Raw genomic sequence first — 21,738 nt, 5'->3', positions numbered from 1 at the left:
CTTTCTCGGTCACTTGCTTGACCGCTTCGATCTTGAATTCTTCAGGGTAACGCTGACGACTCATGGCACCTCCTATTTGGGCCTCATTATGAGGCTTGGAGGTGTCTACGAAACCAGGGGCGATTCAGACAACCAATTTCTCAAGGTGTGGTACAGGCGTTTAGCGTGTTCTTCGACACGTTCGTCATTTGTACCTGTACTGCTCTGGTGATCCTGTTATCCGGCTTCTACACCACCGGCTGTGCCGGTGACGGTCTGGTTCTGACCCAGAACTCACTCGCTGCGGTTATCGATCAGGGTGTCTAGGCTGAACAATCCCCAGCCCCGTTAGATGACCGCAGTTGTGTTTAGCCACCGCTAAACCTGGCTATGGCGATGGGGCGCGCTACTGGGCCCCATTGCCTGCATTGCCAAGGTTCAACGTGAATGCGAGCCTACCGCCTTCACCGCAGATCTGCATTTGCGCGAGAAAGGCTCTGCATCGACCTGAGCAATGCTCACCATGACTACCCGGACGGCACTACTCACCGTGGCTTTAACCTCGCAGGGCACGGCGAAGAATCTTCCCCGTGGAGGTCACTGGTAAAGACTCGATGAACTCGATGATCCTTGGAACTTTATAAGATGCCAGTTCACGTTTGCAGTGAGCCATCAACTCTTCCTCCGAGCAGCTCATGCTCGGCCTCAACACCACAAAAGCCTTCGCCAACTCACCTTTCATAACATCGGCTACAGAAACAACAGCCGACAGGGCGACGGCCGGATGCTTCGCCAATGCCTGCTCCACCTCCGCAGGATAGATGTTATACCCAGCAGTAATGATGATATCCTTGAGCCTGTCGACAATGTAAATATACCCCTGCCCGTCGATAGTTGCGATATCACCCGTTCTCAACCACCCGCCGGGCAAGATACTGGCTTCGGTCGCGTCTTTGTTGTTGTAATAGCCGAGCATTACCGTTACACCGCGTAACTGCAGTTCCCCCGATTGGTCATGGGAGAGTATTTGCCCAGGATCAGCGCAGTCGGCAACGCGCACCTCCAGCCCGGGGAAAGGCATACCGACAGAACCAGGTTTAGAGGGGAGGTACGGTGAATGAGTGGTGGCCGGCCCCGCCACTTCTGTCATGCCCCACAGCTCAAGGAGGGGGCAGCCAAATACTTCGGTAATTTCTTCGACCTTAGAAACCGGCATGCTTTGGCCGCCTACCGTACAGCGACGAAGCGAGCTGAAATCAACATCCCCAACCTCCGGGTGCCCCATCATGTAGTGATACATGGTCGGCACACCCTCAAACAGGGTGGCTTTCTTTTCCTGTATTTTTCGGAAAGCCCAATCAACCTCAAATTTTCTGGTAGTTATTAACGCCATGCCTACCAAGAAGCATGAGTTCATGACGACGTTGCCGTACACATGTGGGAAAGGTAAAGCGCTGATTACTCGCTCACCTTCGCTTCTGACATGAATCGTTGAAGAGTGAGCAATACTGTGGAAAACGGCTGCATGCGTTAACATCGCCCCTTTGGGGGCACCTGTCGTTCCAGAGGTGTACGCGATTGTCCATAGATCGCCCGGCTCCAGATCGACAGGCAGCATCCCCTTAGACGCAAGTAGATCATCAAAGGTTAAAGCCCCTTGATGCATTGAGGTTTTCTGTGATCCATTCGCGTGAATCAGACACGTGAGCGTGGTGCTCTCACCTACAACTGCACTGAGCCTGGCGCAACGTTCTGAAGGACCGATGAAGCATTTGGCCTGACAATCGGCAACGATGTAGGCGACCTCTTCGGTGCTCAGTAGAAAGTTAGCGGGTATGACAACCGCGCCGACGCGAGCAATCGCATAGTATGCAACCACCCACTGCCAATCATTTGGGAGATGGAGAATTACGCGATCACCCCGACCAATGCCACGCTCGCTGAGCCCGCTAGCAAAACGGCCTGCCAGATCGTCTACTTCCTTGAACGTCAGGGTCGCCTCATCGGTTTCAAGCGCGACAGAGGCTCCGAAACGTTGGGCAGCGTTGATCGTCAGCAAGCTAATTATTGGTTTCATCAAATGAACCTTTTATTTTCCATAGCTAATGCAGCAGTCGCCAGGAAGCCACTTCCTGGCGACGATGTTAATCCAACCGATCAATATTCACGCGCCATCAGTGTCTGCAAATTTGTATATTCTGCAAGACCATCCAAGGCATTCTCTATACCGAATCCAGACTGCTTATGCCCCCCGAAAGGCGTGCATGGCGAAAACTGGTGAATTTGGTTAATCCAGACTGTTCCAGCCTGAATCTGTGCAGCCAGTTCCTGGGCTTTCACCAAGTCCCGCCCCCAAATGGAGCCCGCCAGACCAAAGGGTGTATCGTTCGCTCGACGAATGACTTCATCATATTCGCTGTATTTCAGAAGTGGTAGCAGTGGCCCAAACGCTTCCTCAGTGACACAGCGAGCGTTGTCAGGCGGGTTATCGACAATGGTGACTGGGATACAGTAGCCTGGCGCGCTTGGGACATCTCCACCTGTCAGGAACTTGAGTCCTTGCTGTTTGCTGTGTGCTATCAACTCACACACTTTATCAAACTGCATTTTATTCTGGATGGGCCCCAGGTCGGTGGCCGCTCCCAATCCATTGCCCACTCGAATTGTCTCAGCATATCTTTTCAGCGCTTGGGCAAATTCATCATAAATCGCTTCATGCACGAATAGCCTTTTGGTAGCGACGCAGAATTGACCGCTATTCTGGAATGCCGCCCAGAACAGTTTTTGCGCAGCATCCTCCACATCCACGTCAGGTAAAACGATCGCCGGGTCGTTACCCCCAAGCTCCAGGGTGATTCTCTTCAGGTTTGAAGCAGCACTTTGCATCACTTTGCGCCCGGTCTCAGTGGAGCCAGTGAATGCCACCTTCGCGACATCAGGGTGTTCGGTGAGGACTTGCCCCAGTTCGTTGCCGCCCGCGACGACATTCAGCACTCCCGGAGGCAATACCTGTTGTGCCAATTCACCAAACCAAAGGGTACAAAGGGGGGTGAAAGGTGACGGCTTCACAACAATGGTGTTACCCGCAGCCAAAGCTGGGGCGATCTTCCAGATGGCGAGCAACAACGGGAAATTCCATGGCGTGATTGCTGCGACTACCCCTAGTGGCACATGACGAGTGACAATCACCGATCCTTGGCCATCTTGTCGATGGGACTCCGGCAGCGTCTGGTTGGCAACTTCACGCAGCCAGTGGATGCACCCTCCAATCTCCCACTCAGCACCCTTGAGAGGCTTCCCTTGTTCGAGTGTGAGGAGATTCATGAATGCTGTTTTGTTGTTCTCGATGAGATCTGCCAACTGTGAGAGGCAAGCTCGCCGCTCCTCACCTGGCACATGCCGCCAGCGCTCGAAAGCACTGCGCGCAGCGGCCACCGCTTCTCGCATCGTATCAACATCACCCACCGAGTGAGAGGTCAGCACCTGCTCGGTTGCTGGGTTCAACACATGCGAGGTTTCAACAGTGCTTACTAATTTGCCATCAATCGATAATGGGAATTGGGTTTTAGGCAGCAAAAGCGTTGGGAAGGATTCAGAGATTAGAGTCATTTTTGTTCTCTCAAGGGGCGTTTTCCAACAGCTAAATTCAGGTCGACTTGATCAATCGATTAAATCGTTACCTTCAAAGACTGCACTGTGATGTTACGGGCAGTAAACGTTTGTTCCAGCGGTGCAATCAAAGCCAGGTCTGGGAATTCTTCCGCCAGTGTAGCGATACCCTCTTCAAGCTCCAGGAGGCTCAGTAGCATACCAAGGCACATATACACGCCGCCCCCAAAGACGAGGTGAGGACGCTCGCTAACTCGGCCTAGGTCGTAGCGTGCAGCTTCAGGCAGACCCGTCGTATCACGTTGAGCGCCTAATATGGACACAGAGATCCATGAACCCGCGGGAATACTGACGCCGTTCACCACGGTGTCAATGTTTGCTATACGATTGATGGTGGTAACTTTAGGCGTGATCCTAATCGACTCATCGATGGCATTTTTAATGAGCCCCGGGTTGTCCTTGATGTGCTGCCAACGCTCAGGCACCGATAGCAGATGATGCATCGTCAACGCAAACTGGTTGCCCGTATTATCAACACTTGCCTCCAACAGCATGGCGACATTGTTCACGAGTTCGTCGTGGGAGAGCGCACCTTCTTCCCGCTTGCCAATCAGGTAGGATACGAGGTCGTCGCCTCGATTCAAGGTGCGCTCGGCAATTAGATTTTCGGTGTACGTTTTCAGTCGATTGCCGGCGCTGATGATACGATCTCGATTTTTCGGATCCTGATCAAAGATCGTAAGAATCTCATCTGAGGTATGGGCTAAAAACGCCGCATCTTCATCGGGGCGAGCAATCAACCTGCAGAAGAGGTACGCGGGCAGTACGAGGCAAACATCCCGGGCAAGATCCAGCGCCCCCTCTTTGGCAGAGATTTTGACCCGTGAGCGTACGATATCCCGGACGTGCGAACGCCAGCGCCCAATTGCACGGGGGCCGAAAAACTCTAAGAAAATACTCTTAAGCTTCACGTGAGCAGGGCCCTGCACGTTTGCGAGGGTGCTCCCCATATGGTGATAGATCCACCCGTCCTCTGGTGTCAGCCCGGAATTTTCACTCAACTTACCGAACGGAGAGGCAAAATCCCTACTGCGCAAGATGCTCGAGGCTTCTGCATAGCGAAAAATTTCAAAGCCCCGAATACTACGTGCGCCCCACGATTCCAATCGGCATGCGTCAAGAGTGGCTAACAGCGCCTCCCCCTCGCCGAGATCTCCATCGCTTGCCCAAGTCACTACCGGCAATTCAGCCGTAACCAACAGATCGTTCATTTAATATGCTCCCCTTCCGCAAGCCGTGTTTATAAATCCAGTACAAGATTGGCTGTCTTGGCCCTGGAGCAACAAACCAGCATCTGATCGTTGTGAGACTTCTCAGTATCCGAAAGGAACTGATCCCGGTGATCAGGAATACCATCCAGGACCCGGGTCAAACATGATCCGCAAACACCTTGCTCGCAGAAAACAGGCACCTCAACGCCTGCAGCGATCAGAGCAGTTGCAATGCTCTCGTCTGGACCTACCTCAATGGTTACCCCGCTACGCAAAGCCGTGACCCGCGCTGCTTCATTGACCACGGATGAGTCGATAGCGGCAGCAAAAAACTCCCTATGTATACATTCATCCTGCCAACCTAAATCTTTTGCAGTAGCCAGCACCGCCTCGATAAGCCCAGCAGGCCCGCACACATAGACATGGACACTTGAGGAGGGATTTGCCAACGCGCTCTTCAAATCCAATGTTGAACCGGTTTCATCAAATGCATAATTAACAGCACCGCTGACCAAGCTTGAGTTCAAGCGATCGACGAATGCGGCAGAGCGCTGCGAGCGAGCGCCATAATGCATTTCAAATGACTTGCCCTGTCGCTGCAGTGCCTCGGCCATGGCAAGAATCGGGGTGATACCAATGCCACCCGCGATCAAAATCGAGTGTTCCGCTTCCACATTTAAAGGAAAATGATTTCGAGGTACCGAAATTCGCAGCGTGGACCCCACCCCGATAGTTTCGACGATCCCTCGGGAACCACCACGGGAGTTGGGGTCGTTGAGGACGCCAATTTGATAATTAGGGCTATCAGGCGACTGGCAAAGAGAGTATTGGCGCACGAGCCCGGGTGCAACTTCTACATCAATATGCGAGCCCGCGTCGACACGGGGCAGTTGAATATTTTGCATGGACGACAAGATGAAGCAATATACCTCACTTGCCTCCTGCCACTTCTCGACGACATTTACTTCAAGCCAATTCTGCATGACGCACCTCAATCTAGACTTCACGCCTGGCACAGCGGCACAACTAAGCCCCCAACCCCCCAATGACTACCATTGGGCTACAGGGCCAGCTGAGCGCTACACGCTCACCGACGTTAATTTGTTGTATTTATTCACTAAAGCCTGTGCTTCTTCTTCCCAAGCGGCGCGCAACGCTAATTTAGTTTTGTCGTCAAGCCAGGAAGCTTCAATACTACGGACAGCCAATTTGACCATGTTTTCAACCGGCAGACCTAAAGACAGGTACTCGCCTGTGAGATCACACTGAAAAAAACCTGGGTCATCCGTATTAATCATGATATTCAGGCCTGCATCAAGCATGGCATGAATAGCATGTGATCGGTCAGAAGGGTCTTTCCAGATGGTCGTGTGCCGTGTCGTCGTTGGGCAGCACGTAAACCATATGCCACTGTGCTTATAGCGAGAAAGTAGATTTTCATCATCTACAACGTGATAACCGTGATCAATTCGATCGCAACCCAACACTGCAACACAACTGCGCACATAGGTGCTTGGCCCGTCTTCACCGGCATGTGCCGTAAGGCGAAGGCCTGCACGAGCCGCTGCCTGATAAAGCTCACGGTACTCATCAGGTGGGTAGGGATGTTCTGCGAACTCTAGGCCGATACCCACAACTTCGGGAACTCGATACGATTGCACCATATCCAAGAACTCGAGTCCCGCTTTAGCACCCAGCATGCGATTGTGCGAAGGGATGACGAAGGACGTGATACCAAATTCCTGACGCGCGTCATTCATACCCATGATTATTCCATCCATCATGGATTTATACGACATGACCGGGTGTGACGATGGACTGAAGAAGAACTCGACATGCCTTGCGCCATGGCTGGCCGACTGCCTCAGCATTTCATAGGTTGTCCGCCGGAAATCATCCTCATCCAACATCACCGAGAATGTCAAACTCGCCACGCGAATGAAATCATCCAAGTTTTTGAAATCAAATACGACAGCAGGATGGACATCGGGCGGCAGTTGTACACCGTGCTTATGCGCGAGTTCAATCAGGGTACGCACAGACATGGCGCCCTCCAAATGCAGATGCAACTCTGCTTTTGGAAGGGCTTTCACCAGTTCGTACAATTCGTTCTTTTCATCAACAGGACTCATGGTCTCACCTAACGAGTTGACAGTTTCAACAACTCAACAGCTGTCCTTAGCCGTTAAGTCATCACATTCTCAAAAACCGCAAATGTAGTCAAGGCCTTTACTATTTTTCTCGCAAATGCGCCTGAACGTGTCTATCTCGGCACTTACAGTGGTCAGAGTAAGCTGGAGAGCAGCTATTTCTAGTGGGTTTCGATGATTTTCTTCGACGCGACGCCCCTCCGCTGCCTGAGAATCAGGAGCAGGATCGGCAACACACATGCAAACTGCAGACTGGCACCCAGGATACCGAGTTGTCCGAAGCCCTGGCTCAGATCCGTGAAAGCGGCAATTACCATCGGGCCGATAAGCAACCCCAGAGAGTCTGCACTCCCCACTGCGGCGGTCGACCTGCCGGTACTGTCAATGTAAGCGGAGTACATGCGGGCGTAAGCCATCAAGAACAGGTAGATCGTCGACATCACAATGACAGTGATCCACCACCCCGTTACCGTAGTTTTGACATATTCCAGCATGCACACGCCCAAGACAGTAGTGGCAATGAACATCGGCCAGACGGATTTATTTTTTGCGAAAATGGCGGTAGCGATAAAGGGCGCGATCGCGGATACAAGTGTGGCCACAGATGCACACAGACCTACGGCTGGTGCAGACAGACCGTTAGCCTCGCCGACTTGCTGGAGGTAGATCCACCCCGAACTGCATGCCACGCTGGCAAGCAGGCAGAGAATGAATACTGCTACGTTGCTCGCGTCAACTTTGAAACCTTGCGAGAACGTTTTTTCTGCAAGCTTTTCAATTTTTGTGCCAGGCAGTATGAAAGCCAGTGGCAGGGCAATCACTGCCAAAATGGTATTGAACTGGAAAATGGTCGTCATCCCCAGCGTGCCTTCGAGTGCAGGCACCACAAGGAAGCCCAGCCATGTAATCAGCGCAGTCACACCCCCCACCCAAGAAAGGAATTTAATGCCACCCTGCATCTGAGCGAGGCTTGCCAGACCCAAGCCAATACATAACCCTTTACCCACGCCCGCTAACGCCCTGGCCGCTACCACGACAGCGAAGGAGTCGGTGAGTATCGAGATCACTTCGCCAGCCAAGAACACACTCACCGCAACTATCATTGTCGTGCGAGGACGCAGTTTAGCCAGGATGGCTGATACCGATAAGGTCAGCAGAGAGATACAGCCAATTTCAGCAGTGGTGGCAATTGTTGCAGTGGCACTGTCCACATTGAACTTTACAATGATCGCATTGAAAATCATGGGTATGCCCATGATGGTAAAATAAGCGAAGCATGGCAAAAGCAAGCCTGCAAGGCGTTGCGCCAGCGTTGCCTGGTACCGGACCGATTGTTCAATAGCCATTATCATTCCCCAGCTCTATTCATTATAGGAAATTTTAGAATTTATAACCAAGCCCGACGGTATAACCTATGCCATCAGCGTTAGCTTTGAACGGTCCATCACCGTAATCGATTTCCGCGCCATCTCGGTAGTAACTGCTATTGTGGAAGTAATAAGCCGTGAGCATCACCTGAAAATGCCCATCCAGATAGGTAAACCGGTTCGCCAACACCAACGAATTATCGGCGTATGCGCCTCCCTGCTTTTCTTTTGTTTTCGAGTCAAAATCGTAATTGGTGTAACCCGAGTAACTCAAAGAACGACCACCGCCAAAATCTGCAACGGGTAAATTGTAGTTGAATTGAGCGCGGTATCCGTCCCAGCTGTATTCGGTGGCGGCGCTGTAATTCTCCCAGTTGCGTTTGGCGTATAGATTGAAGGACAGATTCAGCGGACTGCGGGTTTCAATATCCGTACCCAACCCGGAGTACAAGACATTCGACCTACTCTGCGACGTATCGCCATGGTCATATAACCAGTCAAACGCCACATAAAACTCTTTGAATGGGCCGAATGCGAAGCTTCGCCCGGCGAGTCCGTCTATCGATATTCTGGGTTCATGCTCCATGAATAATGGCGAGCCGTCGTCCCATGCTCCGTGATCGTTCTTGTTTCCTACACCGAAAATTTTCGGCAGGTCGATATAACCGTAATACTCGAGAACACCTGTTCTGCCATAGTACTCATACTCAGCATAAACGTCGTCAACAGGCTTGGGACCAAACTTGATATTACTCGAACCCACGACACTTACGCTGTGTGAGAAAAAGTCTCGACTAGGCGGGGTGCGCTCTTCGGTGGTGAGTGTCGGGTCGAGACTTTGGCCTTGGGCGCTCGTACTGGCTAAGTCCTCACTCACCCTTGAATCAGCAACCGCACTAGCGGTTACCAAAGTACTCATCAAACCTACGAGAACGCCAGCATGAATTACCCGAACGCTTCGCGATGGAGCAGCACCACTCAAACCAAAACGATCATTGATTTCGTACATGAGTAAATCACCAAGATGGATCTACAAAAGCCGCCCTAGACACGGGCGAGACCATTTTTATTTTTTTTCCAGACCTTAGTTGCGCATTCACCACACCTCCGCTAGCAAACCCCCGATATAGTTAAGGCCTTAACCATGTGATTAAGGCATTAAGCAGTTTGCATGCCAACGCGTTGCCGTGGCCTGGAAAGCGCCGTCCGGGGAAGATGATTTGCTCATGGAGCAAGAGGTGCGCACTGAATCGGTGCTAATGCCCCGAAATGCCACAGTACGCAGGCCGCCAAGGCGTAGATGGACCGACAACGGACCTCAATGCGCCTGGAACTGAAAACTGGGAGCAGAGTGGACTACCCATCACTTGGATGTCGCTCCGAGCTCCGAAACGCGCATGTGAATTCGGGTATTGCTACTGATGTACACAGTTGGATTGCGCCGGGCGACGCTGAATCAGTTCATGGACTTGCCCTGGGCTGAGAAACGACAGCAATTTGCGTCGTCACAATATAGATGCATCACAACTGCTGTTGTGACGGAGCGCTCTAGGACGTGATTTGGGATGATGCTGGCGATCCGGTGAAGCCTGGTTGCCTGCAGTTTGAAAGTGTTACCGTCTGGGTCGAAGGTCGGTCGAGTGCCTGCCTTGAAAAGTAGGGGAGACGTGAAGACACCAAAGTCGATCTCACCCTGGGTTACTTACGACGTTTGGCATCCTGACCACCTTCAGCAAGCTTAGCCAGCAAACCTACCAAGGTTGAGACCTCGTCACCTGTGAGCGCGCTCACCCACGTGCAATAGCGATCATTGGTCTTGACGAAGATGGCTTCAAACTCTGCCCTACCAGAAGGCGTGAGGTTGAGAATGACAGAACGACCATCATTCGGATGGCGCGTCCGAGCCAGATGACCCGACCGTTCGAGCGTATTGGATATACCAGAGATGGTTGCGCGGCTCACGCCCATCAGCGATGCAGCAGTCGACGCTTCTGCTGGCCCGATCAGCCATAAGATCCAGCACAGATGGAAACCAGATGAGCTGATACCTTCTGGCCGCTGCACTGCGGCCTCCAGATCGTAGAGGAGCGCATCAGAGATCCGGATCAGCATGAGCACGAGGCGACTTGCCGGGATGTCGATGGCTGGCAGATCGCTCGCTGTGATATCCAAGGCGGTGTCGATAAACCCGACGACATCATTATCTTCGCAGCGTTCGATAAGCTCCTTTCTCAATTTACTCATACTGTCCTCACGCTGCAGATTGACCGCTGATCTTATAGAATAATGGGAGTCTCTGCTAGAGGGTGGTCACAAACTCGATATCCAGGTTTTGGTGGCTCCCTATGCTAGAGGTATTAGCAACCGCGCCTTTGTGATCACCGTATCGTCACGATTGGACCGGAGCCCTCGCTGGCTCAATCTCGAGCCATTCGCCGTGATTAGTGTTTGAAAATAGCCGTACCTCACCCCTACCCTAAACTTTTTTAGCGCTATCGTTAGACGAATAAGTTAACAATTCACACCATAAGCTTATACCTGATCCTTATAACAATTTTCCCAAATTAAGGTCAGAGCTTGACCCTTTAAAAAAACTCACCTTGCCATTTAATCGACAAGCACCACTAGCATATAATTAAGCGTGACTAGCACATAGCATTAACTAATATCAAAACCCGCCGCAGTAAGTAATGGCAGCATGGAACCGAGCCTAGGTATCGATGTCACCATCATTGGATTCGAAAAATGATTTTTCGGACCCCCGGCTCGCTCGACAGAGGTCTTACATTGAGGCCCCGCCAGCGATTCTAGGATGAACGCAGCTGGAGGCTGTGTGCCATGAATTCAATAAGAAGCTCTTATCACCCTATTGATGCCGCGATGCTGTGGTGTGATCTTGCCGCCTACCAAGAAGAGGTACGGCGTGCCGACCTACTGGTCTGGTTCGTGCGTACTTTTCCTGATCAGAGACCCTCATTCCTGTTTCCTCCAAATCCTCATCATTCAGGATGCGTCAGCTTGAACGCTCATTTGGTGCAGGAAGCAGAAATTGACGCTTCCCAGCGCACCATTGAAAAGCTGCGCCAAAGAGCTCGCAGTAACTACCGAGGAAACGGCAACGCTTTTGAGGTGCAACAGAGAGTTGTCAGAACGGTTGGATGCCTGCGGTATTCCTTCCGAGGCCTCTGAGAGAATGCACAACACCATCGTCGGTGCCATGCTGGAGGCCACGCTAGGAAAAACGTAAGGCGGCCAAGTGCAATCCATCTATCCCGGCCAAGCGGCCTTGGTGGAAGAAATCACCCGCCGTTTCCCGGGAGTGAGCGGCCTTAGCAAAAGTACCCTTGATCGGAGATTTGCCGAGGCTCGTCGCCATTTCGCGCAGGTTTTCCGGGCGTAACGCAGCATTGTCAGGCAATGCCGGCCATTGCCTGACAATGTTTTTTCCCGTCACAAAGCCTTCCCCTCCCCCCTCGACCTCGAAGACACCGGTAGAACCGCCGTCACTGCTCAATACAGGCCTGACGGATCCGGACGAGCGCCTCAGGGTCTGGAAGCTGAAGTCCCCGGAGAAACGAACTGCGCAGGACGTTAGAGAAAGACTCCAGGAAAGGGAAAATCGCCGACCATGACCAGGGAACGCCTGACGATCCTTGATTCCATGCGCCGCAACGTACCGGAAGACAGCGTCGCCATCAACGATAGTTCTCGAGCAGTCGGACAGGTTCTGCCACGCCGTGGAGGTATACTGAAATCCAGTGTGCACCACCTCGATAGCTGTCAGAAATCGCCATTCTCGATTGCGCATCCCACTGAGGGTATCAGCAGGTACTTATGCGGGTACATTTTTGCTTTCGCGAAGCCGAAATGCCGCCCTAGAGCAACGCCGAAATGTTTTTCTGATTTATGCCCGCTCGGGCTTGCCGCGGATTTAGCGCTCTCTCCGAGTAGGGGTATTTCCCCGTGAGCTGGATTTTCATCGCCCATAAAAGAATCCAGTCACCGCTAAGTGACTGGATTCTTTGGAGTTGTTTGGTCGGGACGGAGTGATTCGAACACTCGACCCCTTGCACACCATGCAAGCGGCGTTTTGGCAACCCGAAAATATCAGCTCAATGCTTTTTTCGACCAAGTGGGAAAGCAACACGCCAGAGGGTACCAGCACAAGACTCTGGACATCCCGCCGGCGATCGTAGCCCGCAGCTGCCAGCGAAGGAACGCGGTGTAGTAATACCAGGTGCTTGGCACCCCGCGCTGAGCAACCAGCTACCCAACCACCCTCCCACGCAAGCCGAGCCTGACGTACACTGAAAACCGTGGGCGGCCATTCTGCTTCACGTCAGAATTCGCCAATCACGGTCGCCCGCGTACCAAGCGGGACTGGGGGCATAATTGGGGGCACATATTCCATTTTCCGCGCTGAAGCCTGCGTTCTAGAGACCTGTCCAAATGTTCTTTGGGGACCCCGACAGCTTGTGAGCCCCCTTCAGAATCGAGCTGGTCCGCCCGCTGGCGAATCCACATGAAGATCCCGACCACCACTTTTACCCGCGGCGTCATTGGCCACCATGTGCTGGTGATGTCATCGACCAGCGCCCTCGCCCTGCTCGCCATATTTCTCACGGACATCCTGACACTCACCTACATCGCAATGCTGCGGGACGAGGCGCTGGTGGCCGCCGTCGGCATTGCCAAGACACTGGCGTTCTTCAACTCCAGCCTGGTAGCCGGCATCATCGTCGCCGCAGGCACCATGATTTCGCGTCGCGTCGGCCAAGGTGCATGTGCCTCGTTACCGGCACTGGTTACACACATGCTGATACTGGCGACACTGGCCTCGGCCCTGGTGGCATTCATCCAGTGGCTGTTTCTGGGTTTCTTTGCCGGTTTGCTCGGGGCCAATGCCCCAACGTCCGGCGTTGCCCGCCAGTTCATAGCCATGACCCTGCTGGCCTCACCCCTGATGACCATCACACAGGCCGCTGCCCAGGGGCTACGTGCCTGCGGGCATAGCGTGCGGGCACTGGCCGTGGTACTGGCGGCAGCCATGTGCCTCGCAGTCGTCGACCCGCTGCTGATCTTCGTGCTCGACTTCAAGCTGTGGGGTGCCGGCCTGTCTTGCCTGCTTGCTGCGGCAACAGGCGCCCTGCTTGGCCTACAGCAACTGCACCGGCATGTGGGACTGACCGCCAGGATCCGCTGGCGCCTGCTGCGCCTGTACGGCGGCAGAATCAACCGCGTCGCCCTGCCCTTCACCCTTGGCAGCCTGGCCATGCCGCTGGCGCTTACCTACACCATGGCGCAACTGGCCACCTTCGGCGTTTCGGTCATGGCCGGCATGGCGCTGATGGACCGCGTCCTGCAGATCGCCTATTGCCTGTATTTCGCCCTGCCGGGCGCGCTGGTCCCGATCCTCGCGCAGAACCTCGGCGCCGGCGATGGCCTGCGTGTGCAGGCAACGCTGCGCAGCGCCTGCAAGGTGGTGCTAGGCCATGGGCTGGCGGTCTGGGCTGTGCTGCTACTGGTGTCTGGGTGGTTGGGGCCACAGTTCGGGCTGTCCGGTCCCGGGCAGCATCTGGTCGAACAGCTCTGCCGCTTCGGCCCCGGGCCGTGGCTGTTGATCGGCCTGGATTTCATCGCGATTTCGCTGTTCATCAGCCGTGGGCGGGTCTGGTGGGTGCCGGCTTATGCCTGGCTGCGCGCCACCTTGGGCACGGTGCCTTTCATCTGGGTGGGTGCGCAAGCCTACGGTGCCAGCGGTGTCATGCTCGGCCTGTGGTGCGGCAACGCGCTGGTAGCCCTGATTTCGATCGCCACTGCCGTGACCGTCAACCGCCGTGGCAGGTATTGGGCGCATGAACATTAGATGTTTGTCATAATCAGCGCCTCGCATTCTTCAACACAGTTCCCAGTGGATTTATGTCAGAACAGGACCACACCGAAACAGCTGACGCGCCGGCAACCAAGCGCCGCCGCGCGCCCAAGGGCGAAATGCGCCGCGCTGCGCTGCTGGATGCGGCAACGCTGGTGTTCGCCAAGGATGGCTATGGCGCGGCCTCCATGCGTGATGTCGCCGAGCTGGCCGGCATCACCACGGTCGGCCTGCTGCACCACTTTCCCAACAAGGTCTCGCTGCTGCGGGCGCTGATCGACCGCCGTGATCAACGGGTCACCGAGCAGTTCGCCGAGCTGGAGCTGGCGCCGACGCTGGACAGCTTCCTGGCTTTCGTGCGCATGAGCATGCGCTTCAGCGTGCAGAGCCTGCCGGAATGCCAGGCGGCGATGAAAATCAGTGTCGAGAGCCTGTCGGAACAGCACCCGGCCTGGCCTTGGTACAGGGAAAAGTTCGAGCTCACGCATGCCCATGCCCACGCGCACCTGACCACGCTCGTGGAGCATGGCCAGGTGCGTGCCGACGTCGACCTGAAGGCACTGGCCACGGAGATCTTCGCCGTCATGGACGGCTTGCAGATCCAGTGGCTGCGTGGCCCGGAACAGGTCGATGTCAGCGCAACGTTCGACGCCTACCTGCAACGCCTGGCTAACGCCATCCGCGCCTGAACGGCCGGCTCGTCCCTGAGCCGGCACGGCTGCATCAGTAGGCTTGCGAGGCGCTGACCTGCACGGCGGCACGCAGCGGTGCCGGCAGCGGGTTGCTGTCGCGGGTGGTCAAGTGCTGCGGGATCAGGGTCAGCAACGTGCGCTGTAGTGCCAGGTGCTCGGAGTCCGGGCCCACCCAGACCTTGAACTTGCCGGCATCGACATCCCAGCTATCGCTGTTCTGCACGAAGTACGCCAGCGAGCGCGAGTCGATCGGCAGGCTCACGGTCTTGCTTTCACCGGGCTGCAGATACACCTTGGTGAAGCCCTTGAGCTCCTTCTTCGGACGGTCGGTCTGCGGGTCGATCGGCTGGATGTATAGCTGGGCGACTTCGAAGCCTGCCTTGTCTCCGGTGTTGGTCAGGGTGAACCTGGCATCGATGGTGTTGCCAGGCGTCATCACGTTGCTCGACAGTTTCAGGTCCGAATAGTCGAAAGTGGTGTACGACAAGCCGAAGCCGAACGGGTACAGCGGTTTGCTGTGACGCTTGTCGTAGCCACGGTAGCCCAGGTACAAGCCCTCGCTGTAGTCGATCTCGGTCAGCGGGTTGTCACCGCGGTAGGCGGTCGGGTCCGGGTACGAAGCATAGCTGGGGTTGTCTTCGATCTGCTTGTCGATGGTCACCGGCAGCTTGCCGGACGGATTTACCTTGCCGTACAGGATCTCGGCCAGCGCCTGTCCACCCTGCTGGCCCGGGAACCAGGCATGCAGCGTGGCGCCCACCTTGTTGGCCCAAGGCTGCATGTTGGCGACACCGCCGCCGTGCATGACCACGATGGTGTTCGGGTTGGCCTTGGCAACGAACTTGATCAGGTCGGCTTGCTGGTCTGGCAGGTCATAGCCATGGTCAGAACCTTCGCCTTCGTTCTCGTAGTTGGTGCCGGCGGCAACCACCACGGCATCGTATTGCGCCAGGTCTTCTGGCGGGCGCAGCGACGCCCAGCTCATCTGCACGCCGGCCAGGCCACCCAGTGCCGGGGTGAAATTACCTTGTACGCGGCGGTATTCGAGCTTGACGGTGTACGACTTGCCGGCCACCAGTGCGGCGCTCTGGCCGGAGGTGACCAGGGCATTGACCACGTCGGAAGAGTACGGCACGCCGTCGCTTTCCAGCACTAGCTTGTCGTTGACCCACAGCTTGTACGGGCCATCGGCGCGCACCTTGAACACCTGCTTGCCAGAGATGGTCGGTTTGATGGTCGCGGTAAAACGCGCAGAGAACGCGCCGGCGGTCGGGCTGAAGCCACTCACGGCGGTGCTGCCGTTGTTGGTCTCGTTGGTGCTGGTGGTCCAGTTCAGATTCACACCGGGTTCTACTCGGGCCAACGCCGGCGAGCCGCTCAGGGTGGCATTGTCGAAGTACTCGGCTTTGACCCCGGCATTGCTGACGTTGCCTTTGCCGCTGCTCGGCTGGTACCACACCGACGCTTTGGGGTTCAGGCTCAGTGCTGGCAGATAGGTGACATTACTGCTGCTCGAGGCCAGCTGCTGCAAGCCGCTGAGCTCGGTCACGTAACTGTTGGGTGGCGAGTTGGCGGTACCGAACGGCGAAGCCGGTGCCTGGGCGGCCCAGTCACCGATCACCGCAATCTTGGCCGTGCGCGCCAGGGGCAGCAACGGCTTGCCGGAAGCAGTGTCAGCGTTGCGCAGCAGCACGATGGACTCACGCGCCAGGTTCAGCGAGGCGCGCTGCCCGTACTCGGTGTGTTCCAGCGCCTGCGCGGTATTCATGTGCTCCTGCAGGTCGTAGCTGACGATACCGCGCAGGTTGCGCTTGACCTTGTCGTCGATCACGTTCTGGGTCAGCTGGCCGCTCCACAGATACGGCAGCAGGTTGGCTTCGGTGAACTGCAGGCCCGACGGCATATCAATGTCGGTGCCGGCCCACGCCCCTTTGAATGGGTCGTGAATGGCATTGAAGTCGCTGATCACCATACCCTGGTAGCCCCACTCGCCCTTGAGAATCTCGGTGATCAGGTGGTGGTTTTCACAGGCGTAGTCGCCATTGACCTTGTTGAACCCGCACATGATCGAGGCGACGTTGGCATTCTTCACCATCGACTCGAAGCCCGGCAGGTACAGCTCGCGCAGGGTGCGCTCGTCGGCCACCACGTTGACCGCCTGGCGGTTGGCCTCCTGCTCGTTGGCCAGGTAGTGCTTGCCGCTGGCCTGGATGCCCTGGGCCTGTATGCCGTTGACCACGGCCGGTGCCAGCACGGCACCGAGGAACGGGTCTTCTCCGCTCAGGTATTCGGCGGAGCGCCCATTGTAAGGCGTGCGGTACAAGTTGACCCCTGGCGAGAGCATCTGCTGGCCGCCGGAAATACGCGTTTCATAGGCAATGGCCAGGCCAAACTCCTTCGCCCGATTGATGCTCCAGCTCGCCGCAAGTGCCGACTGCGAGGGGTATTGCGCGCCGAAGGTGGCATTGTTGACGTGCACGCCCATCGACGAGTCGTAGGCCACGGTGCCCTGGATGCCCCACTTGAGCAGCGAGGGGATCATGTGGCCGTCATTGACCCGGGTAAAGTTGATCTTCTCGGCCATGTTCATGTTGTCGAGGATCGAGCTGACCCGCGCCTCGACTTCGTTGCCCGTGGTCGGTGCTGCGGCCAGGGCGCTCGACGCCTGTATCACGCCAAGCGCCAACAGGCTCAGGCCCAGGGTGTGTTTCAGAGGGTTCACGCGGCGGTTCCTTGTACGGCTCATGGCTGGCTGACCTGCGGCGGAGCATCGCTGGTGTCGACGGGGGCATCGACCATGGCGTTGGAGCCGGCGGCCTCCTGGCTGACCCGGTCTACGCCCGTGATGCGTGCGCGCTGGGTATCGAGCTGTTCACGCGCGTTCTGGGTAGTCGCCTGCTGACGGGCAGTCGAAGTGTCTGCAAAGGCATTGATATGCGTGGCCAGCAGCGCCGAACAGGCGAGCGACAGCATTAGTCTATTCATCGAATAGTTCTCGATTAAAGGGTTTGAAATGAACGACATGGCCCGGGCCCAGGCATGCAGCCGGCGTAAGTCTGGGCACTGCGAGAAAAAGTTCAAGTCACAGAAACATTCAGCCGAGTGCGCAAGCTAAATAGTGATAGAAAAGTCAGTTAAATCTGGTTAATCGCGGTTCTTCAGAGCACACCAAAGCATGAACTCGCCCAATAAAATTATTTTTAATTGCTGCGTAATGAGTTTCATTGGCAGGTTTAGTCTTTGTTGTGACGTTTAAAGCCATTTTTCTCCATTCACTAAACCTAGTTGCAGATAGGTTTAGCGATCTGATAAGCTCCCGTCGCCGCCAGGAAAGTCGACGATTAATATCGGGCATTTATCCCGTTGCGCACTCTATTGCGCCTCGAAAGGTAACGACGTATTCTCCGGCCACCTTCAAATCAGCAACTAATTAAATGCCGCCATATAGCCAGCACATTGCATAAAGCCATCACCATGACCTTTAAAATCCCTACCCCCGACGCGATATGTAAGTGGCTGCTAAGTGCAAGCGCACTGCAACCGGCTGATATACAGCGCGCCGTTCGGTTGGGTGTGGCACAGGGCATTTCCGAGGATGAAAAACTGCACACGCTGCTGCGCCTGGGGGCGGTCAAGGATGGGCAGATGGCAGCCGCCTACGCTCACTTGCTCGGTGTTGCACGCCTGGCTGACGAAGTTGTAGAAATGGCGCCTGCTGTCACCGAGCGGTTCGCCCGTCACCATGGCGTGGTTACCCTGAGCGAGACCGCCAGCCACCTGCGCGTGGCGGCTGCCGTTCCGCTGTCTGCCTACGCACTGTCGGCGCTGGGCTATCACGCCGACAAAACTGTCGAGCCGGTCATCGCCACTGCCGAACAGGTGGCCGGGTTGATCGAACAAGCTTACGGCGCTGGTCGTTCGGCCATGGGCGCACTGGTCGAGGCGCTGGACGACGAAAGCGTCAGCGATGGCGATATCGAGCATCTCAAGGACATGGCGTCCGAGGCGCCGGTGGTGCGCATGGTCAACCTGATGCTGCAGCATGCCGTCGACCAGCGCGCCTCGGACATCCACGTCGAGCCCTTTGAAAGCCAGCTGAAGGTGCGCTACCGGGTCGATGGCGTGCTGCTCGAGGGCGAAGCACCACCCAGTGGCTATGCCGCGGCGATCATTTCGCGCCTGAAGATCATGGCCCGCCTGGACATCGCCGAGCGCCGCCTGCCTCAGGATGGCCGGATCATGCTGCGCATGCAGGGGCGCGAGCTCGACCTGCGGGTGTCCACCGTACCCACCAGCTTCGGCGAATCGGTGGTGATGCGCCTGCTCGACCGGCAGACCGTCAGCTTCGACTTCGCCAGCCTCGGCATCAGCGCCCAGGTCCTGCGCAGCATCGAGCAGTTGCTGGCACGCCCGCACGGGATCTTTCTGGTCACCGGCCCGACCGGCTCGGGCAAGACCACCACGCTGTACACCGCGCTGTCCGGCCTGAACAGCTCCGAACGCAAGATCATCACTGTCGAAGACCCGGTCGAGTACCAGCTCACCGGTATCAACCAGATCCAGGTCAAACCCGCGATCGGCCTGGGCTTCGCTACCGCCCTGCGCTCGATCGTGCGCCAGGACCCGGACGTGATCATGATCGGTGAAATGCGCGACCTGGAAACCTGCAGCATCGCCATCCAGTCATCACTCACCGGTCATCTGGTGCTGTCGTCGTTGCACACCAACAGCGCGGCGGCGAGCATCACTCGCCTGCTTGACATGGGCGTCGAAGGCTACCTGCTGGCCTCTACCCTGCAAGGTATCCTCGCCCAGCGCCTGGTGCGCCGCCTGGACCCGCGCACCCGCATCGCCTTCGAAGCACCAGCAGAACTGGTCGAGCGCCACCAGCTGCAGCGTTACACCGAGCAGCGACCGATCCTGTTGTACCGCCCCGACGAACAAAGCCCTGGCGGGGGCTACCATGGCCGCAGCGCAATCACCGAGCTGCTGGTGATGGACGATGAGTTGCGCAGCCTGCTGATGCGCCAGAGCGATGCCGCTAGCCTCGAGGCTGCGGCGCGGGACAAAGGCCTGGTCACGCTCTACGAAGAAGGCCTGCGCCAGGCCCTGGCCGGCATCACCTCGCTCGAAGAAGTGCTGCGCGTGACGGGTGGCGACTGAGATGCCGGTATATGCCTACAGCGCGCTGGACAGCGAAGGCCGCAAGCAGCGAGGCGAAGTGCAGGCCACCGACCAGGCACTGGCCGCACGCCAGTTACACCAGCGCGGCCTCCTGGTGCTCAGCCTCAAGCCAGGCAGCCGCCTGCTGCGCGCCGGCAGCCAACGCAGTGTGCTCAAGCCTGCCGAGCTGATCAGCTTCACCCAGCAGCTCACCACCTTGATCAGTGCCGGCCAGCCACTCGATAAAGCCCTGGCCACCTTGCTGAAGAACCTGCGCAAGCCCGCAGCAAAAGCCTTGCTCGAACGCGTGCGCGGCCAGGTCAAGGCCGGCCAGCCGTTGTCGCTGGCACTCGAGGAGCATCCGGCGACATTCACCCCGTTCTACACCAGCCTGGTGCGTGCCGGTGAAGCCGGCGGCGTATTGGAAATCACCCTGGCGCAACTGGCCAGCTACCTGGAACGCAGCCACACGTTGCGGGCCGAAGTGCTCAACGCGCTTATCTATCCGGCGTTTCTGGTGATCGGTGTGATCGGTTCGCTGGGCTTGCTGCTGGCCTACGTGGTGCCGCAGTTCGTGCCGATCTTCCAGGACCTCGGCGTGCCGATCCCCTGGGTAACCCGGGCCATCCTGGCGTTGGGCGACGTGGTCAACGCCTGGGGGCTGGTCAGCCTGGGCACGCTGAGCGCAACCTTCTGCCTGCTCCTCGCGACACGCCGCAATCCGCAACGGCGCATCGCCCAGGACCGCTGGCTGTGGCGCAGCCGACTGCTCGGTCCACTGCTGCAGAAACTCGAAACCGCACGACTGGCGCGAACCCTCGGCACCTTGCTGAGCAACAGCGTCACCCTGCTTGCTGCGCTGTCGATCGGCCGCGATGTCAGCGCCAACCAGGCGTTGCGTGAACACGTCGGGCAGGTTGGCGAAGCGGTCCGCCAGGGCGGCAGCCTGCCTCATGCGCTGGCTGCCGACCCGCTGCTGCCTGACCTGGCCTTGCAGATGATTGAGGTCGGCGAGCAATCCGCCAGCCTCGGCGCCATGTTGCTCAAGGTCGCGGATGTGTACGACATCGAAAGCAAACGCACCATCGACCGCCTGCTGGCGGCCCTGGTGCCGACCCTGACCATCGTAATGGCGGTACTGGTGGCAGCAATCATGCTCGCCATCATGCTGCCGCTCATGAGCCTCACCAGCACAATCTAGGAAACCGCCCATGCGCTCCCGCTCCCGTTCTACCGCCCGCCAGGCGGGCTTCACCCTGCTCGAAATGCTCGCGGTCATCGTCCTGTTGGGCATCGTCGCGACCATCGTTGTGCGCCAGGTCGGCGGCAACGTCGACAAGGGCAAATACGGCGCCGGAAAGGCGCAGCTGGCCAGCCTCAGCATGAAAGTCGACAGCTATGCCCTGGACGTCGGTGCCCCGCCGGCCAACCTCGACCAGCTGCTACACAAGCCCGCCAGCGCTAGCCAGTGGGCCGGCCCCTACGCCAAGCCGTCCGACCTGCTCGACCCGTTCGGGCATGCCTTCGCCTACCGCTACCCTGGCAAGCATGGCAGCTTCGACCTGATCTTCCTCGGCCAGGACGGCGCCCCGGGCGGCGAAGGCTACAAGGCCGACCTGGGCAACTGGCAGTAAC

The 21,738-nt window shown here is 56.8% G+C and carries 17 protein-coding genes and 1 pseudogene; 7 read left to right on the top strand and 11 right to left on the bottom strand.

Annotation, left to right across the window (positions count from 1 at the left end; all coding sequences use genetic code 11):
* Window positions 1-126: 126 nt before the first annotated feature.
* A pseudogene (locus tag JOY50_RS03580) lies at window positions 127-291 on the top strand (alanine:cation symporter family protein); the annotation flags it as partial.
* 244 nt (window positions 292-535) lie between these two features.
* On the opposite strand, the gene JOY50_RS03575 reads toward JOY50_RS03580, so the two are convergent.
* The 8 genes from JOY50_RS03575 to JOY50_RS03540 form a co-directional block, all read right to left on the bottom strand.
* The gene (locus JOY50_RS03575) at window positions 536-2,056 is read right to left on the bottom strand and encodes a class I adenylate-forming enzyme family protein (protein WP_243054785.1); all 1,521 of its coding nucleotides are present in this window, start codon (window positions 2,054-2,056) and stop codon (window positions 536-538) included.
* 80 nt (window positions 2,057-2,136) lie between these two features.
* Entirely contained in the window at window positions 2,137-3,588 is a 1,452-nt protein-coding gene (locus tag JOY50_RS03570; protein WP_243054784.1) for an aldehyde dehydrogenase family protein, read from the bottom strand.
* A gap of 59 nt (window positions 3,589-3,647) precedes the next feature.
* A complete protein-coding gene (locus JOY50_RS03565; RefSeq protein WP_243054783.1) occupies window positions 3,648-4,859 on the bottom strand; it encodes a cytochrome P450 in 1,212 nt (403 codons plus the stop codon).
* A 29-nt stretch (window positions 4,860-4,888) separates the two neighbouring features.
* On the bottom strand, window positions 4,889-5,842 hold the full coding sequence (locus JOY50_RS03560) for a PDR/VanB family oxidoreductase (RefSeq protein ID WP_243054782.1): 954 nt from the start codon (window positions 5,840-5,842) through the stop codon (window positions 4,889-4,891).
* 96 nt (window positions 5,843-5,938) lie between these two features.
* Entirely contained in the window at window positions 5,939-6,991 is a 1,053-nt protein-coding gene (add, locus tag JOY50_RS03555) for an adenosine deaminase (protein ID WP_243054781.1), read from the bottom strand.
* A 179-nt stretch (window positions 6,992-7,170) separates the two neighbouring features.
* The gene (locus JOY50_RS03550) at window positions 7,171-8,355 is read right to left on the bottom strand and encodes an MFS transporter (protein ID WP_243054780.1); all 1,185 of its coding nucleotides are present in this window, start codon (window positions 8,353-8,355) and stop codon (window positions 7,171-7,173) included.
* A gap of 34 nt (window positions 8,356-8,389) precedes the next feature.
* Window positions 8,390-9,295 carry a nucleoside-specific channel-forming protein Tsx gene (gene tsx / locus JOY50_RS03545; RefSeq protein WP_405045962.1) on the bottom strand — a complete coding sequence of 302 codons (906 nt, stop codon included), beginning with the start codon at window positions 9,293-9,295 and terminating at the stop codon, window positions 8,390-8,392.
* 779 nt (window positions 9,296-10,074) lie between these two features.
* The gene (locus JOY50_RS03540) at window positions 10,075-10,620 is read right to left on the bottom strand and encodes a MarR family winged helix-turn-helix transcriptional regulator (RefSeq protein WP_243054778.1); all 546 of its coding nucleotides are present in this window, start codon (window positions 10,618-10,620) and stop codon (window positions 10,075-10,077) included.
* A gap of 594 nt (window positions 10,621-11,214) precedes the next feature.
* Here JOY50_RS03540 and JOY50_RS03535 point away from each other — a divergent pair.
* Complete coding sequence (locus JOY50_RS03535; protein ID WP_243054777.1) at window positions 11,215-11,565, top strand: hypothetical protein; 351 nt, start codon at window positions 11,215-11,217, stop codon at window positions 11,563-11,565.
* A gap of 43 nt (window positions 11,566-11,608) precedes the next feature.
* Here the strand turns inward: JOY50_RS03535 and JOY50_RS03530 are convergent, their stop codons facing one another.
* Entirely contained in the window at window positions 11,609-11,890 is a 282-nt protein-coding gene (locus JOY50_RS03530; RefSeq protein ID WP_243054776.1) for a hypothetical protein, read from the bottom strand.
* Between the two features lie 1,008 nt (window positions 11,891-12,898).
* Between JOY50_RS03530 and JOY50_RS03525 the strand changes: the two genes are divergently transcribed.
* Window positions 12,899-14,242: an MATE family efflux transporter gene (locus JOY50_RS03525; RefSeq protein ID WP_243054775.1), complete on the top strand. Its 1,344-nt coding sequence runs from the start codon at window positions 12,899-12,901 to the stop codon at window positions 14,240-14,242.
* 53 nt (window positions 14,243-14,295) lie between these two features.
* Complete coding sequence (locus tag JOY50_RS03520; protein ID WP_132840321.1) at window positions 14,296-14,937, top strand: TetR/AcrR family transcriptional regulator; 642 nt, start codon at window positions 14,296-14,298, stop codon at window positions 14,935-14,937.
* A gap of 34 nt (window positions 14,938-14,971) precedes the next feature.
* Here JOY50_RS03520 and JOY50_RS03515 read toward each other — a convergent pair whose 3' ends face one another.
* On the bottom strand, window positions 14,972-17,686 hold the full coding sequence (locus JOY50_RS03515) for a glycoside hydrolase family 3 protein (RefSeq protein ID WP_243054774.1): 2,715 nt from the start codon (window positions 17,684-17,686) through the stop codon (window positions 14,972-14,974).
* Window positions 17,683-17,925 (bottom strand): hypothetical protein, encoded by a 243-nt coding sequence (locus tag JOY50_RS03510; protein WP_132840317.1) that lies wholly within the window; start codon window positions 17,923-17,925, stop codon window positions 17,683-17,685. The genes JOY50_RS03515 and JOY50_RS03510 overlap by 4 nt, the downstream gene beginning before the upstream one ends.
* A 489-nt stretch (window positions 17,926-18,414) precedes the next feature.
* Between JOY50_RS03510 and gspE the strand changes: the two genes are divergently transcribed.
* The 3 genes from gspE to gspG are packed head-to-tail and all read left to right on the top strand — an operon-like array spanning window position 18,415 to window position 21,737.
* The gene (gspE, locus tag JOY50_RS03505; RefSeq protein WP_028613744.1) at window positions 18,415-20,103 is read left to right on the top strand and encodes a type II secretion system ATPase GspE; all 1,689 of its coding nucleotides are present in this window, start codon (window positions 18,415-18,417) and stop codon (window positions 20,101-20,103) included.
* Between the two features lies 1 nt (window position 20,104).
* Window positions 20,105-21,304: a type II secretion system F family protein gene (locus JOY50_RS03500; protein WP_132840314.1), complete on the top strand. Its 1,200-nt coding sequence runs from the start codon at window positions 20,105-20,107 to the stop codon at window positions 21,302-21,304.
* A gap of 10 nt (window positions 21,305-21,314) precedes the next feature.
* Window positions 21,315-21,737: a type II secretion system major pseudopilin GspG gene (gspG, locus tag JOY50_RS03495; protein WP_132840312.1), complete on the top strand. Its 423-nt coding sequence runs from the start codon at window positions 21,315-21,317 to the stop codon at window positions 21,735-21,737.
* The last annotated feature ends 1 nt before the right edge of the window (window position 21,738 follow it).

It is taken from the genome of Pseudomonas sp. BP01 (genome assembly GCF_022760795.1).
Taxonomy (GTDB): Bacteria; Pseudomonadota; Gammaproteobacteria; order Pseudomonadales; family Pseudomonadaceae; genus Aquipseudomonas; species Aquipseudomonas putida_Q.
This window is presented reverse-complemented; position numbering and strand designations above follow the sequence as displayed.

Coding starts and splice junctions, on each gene's coding strand:
- JOY50_RS03565 (WP_243054783.1), bottom strand. CDS start 4,859: ATGAACGATCTGTTGGTTACGGCTGAATTGCCGGTAGTGACTTGGGCA.
- JOY50_RS03540 (WP_243054778.1), bottom strand. CDS start 10,620: ATGAGTAAATTGAGAAAGGAGCTTATCGAACGCTGCGAAGATAATGAT.
- JOY50_RS03510 (WP_132840317.1), bottom strand. CDS start 17,925: ATGAATAGACTAATGCTGTCGCTCGCCTGTTCGGCGCTGCTGGCCACG.
- tsx (WP_405045962.1), bottom strand. CDS start 9,295: ATGAGTACTTTGGTAACCGCTAGTGCGGTTGCTGATTCAAGGGTGAGT.
- JOY50_RS03560 (WP_243054782.1), bottom strand. CDS start 5,842: ATGCAGAATTGGCTTGAAGTAAATGTCGTCGAGAAGTGGCAGGAGGCA.
- JOY50_RS03575 (WP_243054785.1), bottom strand. CDS start 2,056: ATGAAACCAATAATTAGCTTGCTGACGATCAACGCTGCCCAACGTTTC.
- JOY50_RS03520 (WP_132840321.1), top strand. CDS start 14,296: ATGTCAGAACAGGACCACACCGAAACAGCTGACGCGCCGGCAACCAAG.
- JOY50_RS03525 (WP_243054775.1), top strand. CDS start 12,899: ATGAAGATCCCGACCACCACTTTTACCCGCGGCGTCATTGGCCACCAT.
- JOY50_RS03500 (WP_132840314.1), top strand. CDS start 20,105: ATGCCGGTATATGCCTACAGCGCGCTGGACAGCGAAGGCCGCAAGCAG.
- JOY50_RS03535 (WP_243054777.1), top strand. CDS start 11,215: ATGAATTCAATAAGAAGCTCTTATCACCCTATTGATGCCGCGATGCTG.
- JOY50_RS03570 (WP_243054784.1), bottom strand. CDS start 3,588: ATGACTCTAATCTCTGAATCCTTCCCAACGCTTTTGCTGCCTAAAACC.
- JOY50_RS03550 (WP_243054780.1), bottom strand. CDS start 8,355: ATGGCTATTGAACAATCGGTCCGGTACCAGGCAACGCTGGCGCAACGC.
- gspG (WP_132840312.1), top strand. CDS start 21,315: ATGCGCTCCCGCTCCCGTTCTACCGCCCGCCAGGCGGGCTTCACCCTG.
- JOY50_RS03515 (WP_243054774.1), bottom strand. CDS start 17,686: ATGAGCCGTACAAGGAACCGCCGCGTGAACCCTCTGAAACACACCCTG.
- gspE (WP_028613744.1), top strand. CDS start 18,415: ATGACCTTTAAAATCCCTACCCCCGACGCGATATGTAAGTGGCTGCTA.
- add (WP_243054781.1), bottom strand. CDS start 6,991: ATGAGTCCTGTTGATGAAAAGAACGAATTGTACGAACTGGTGAAAGCC.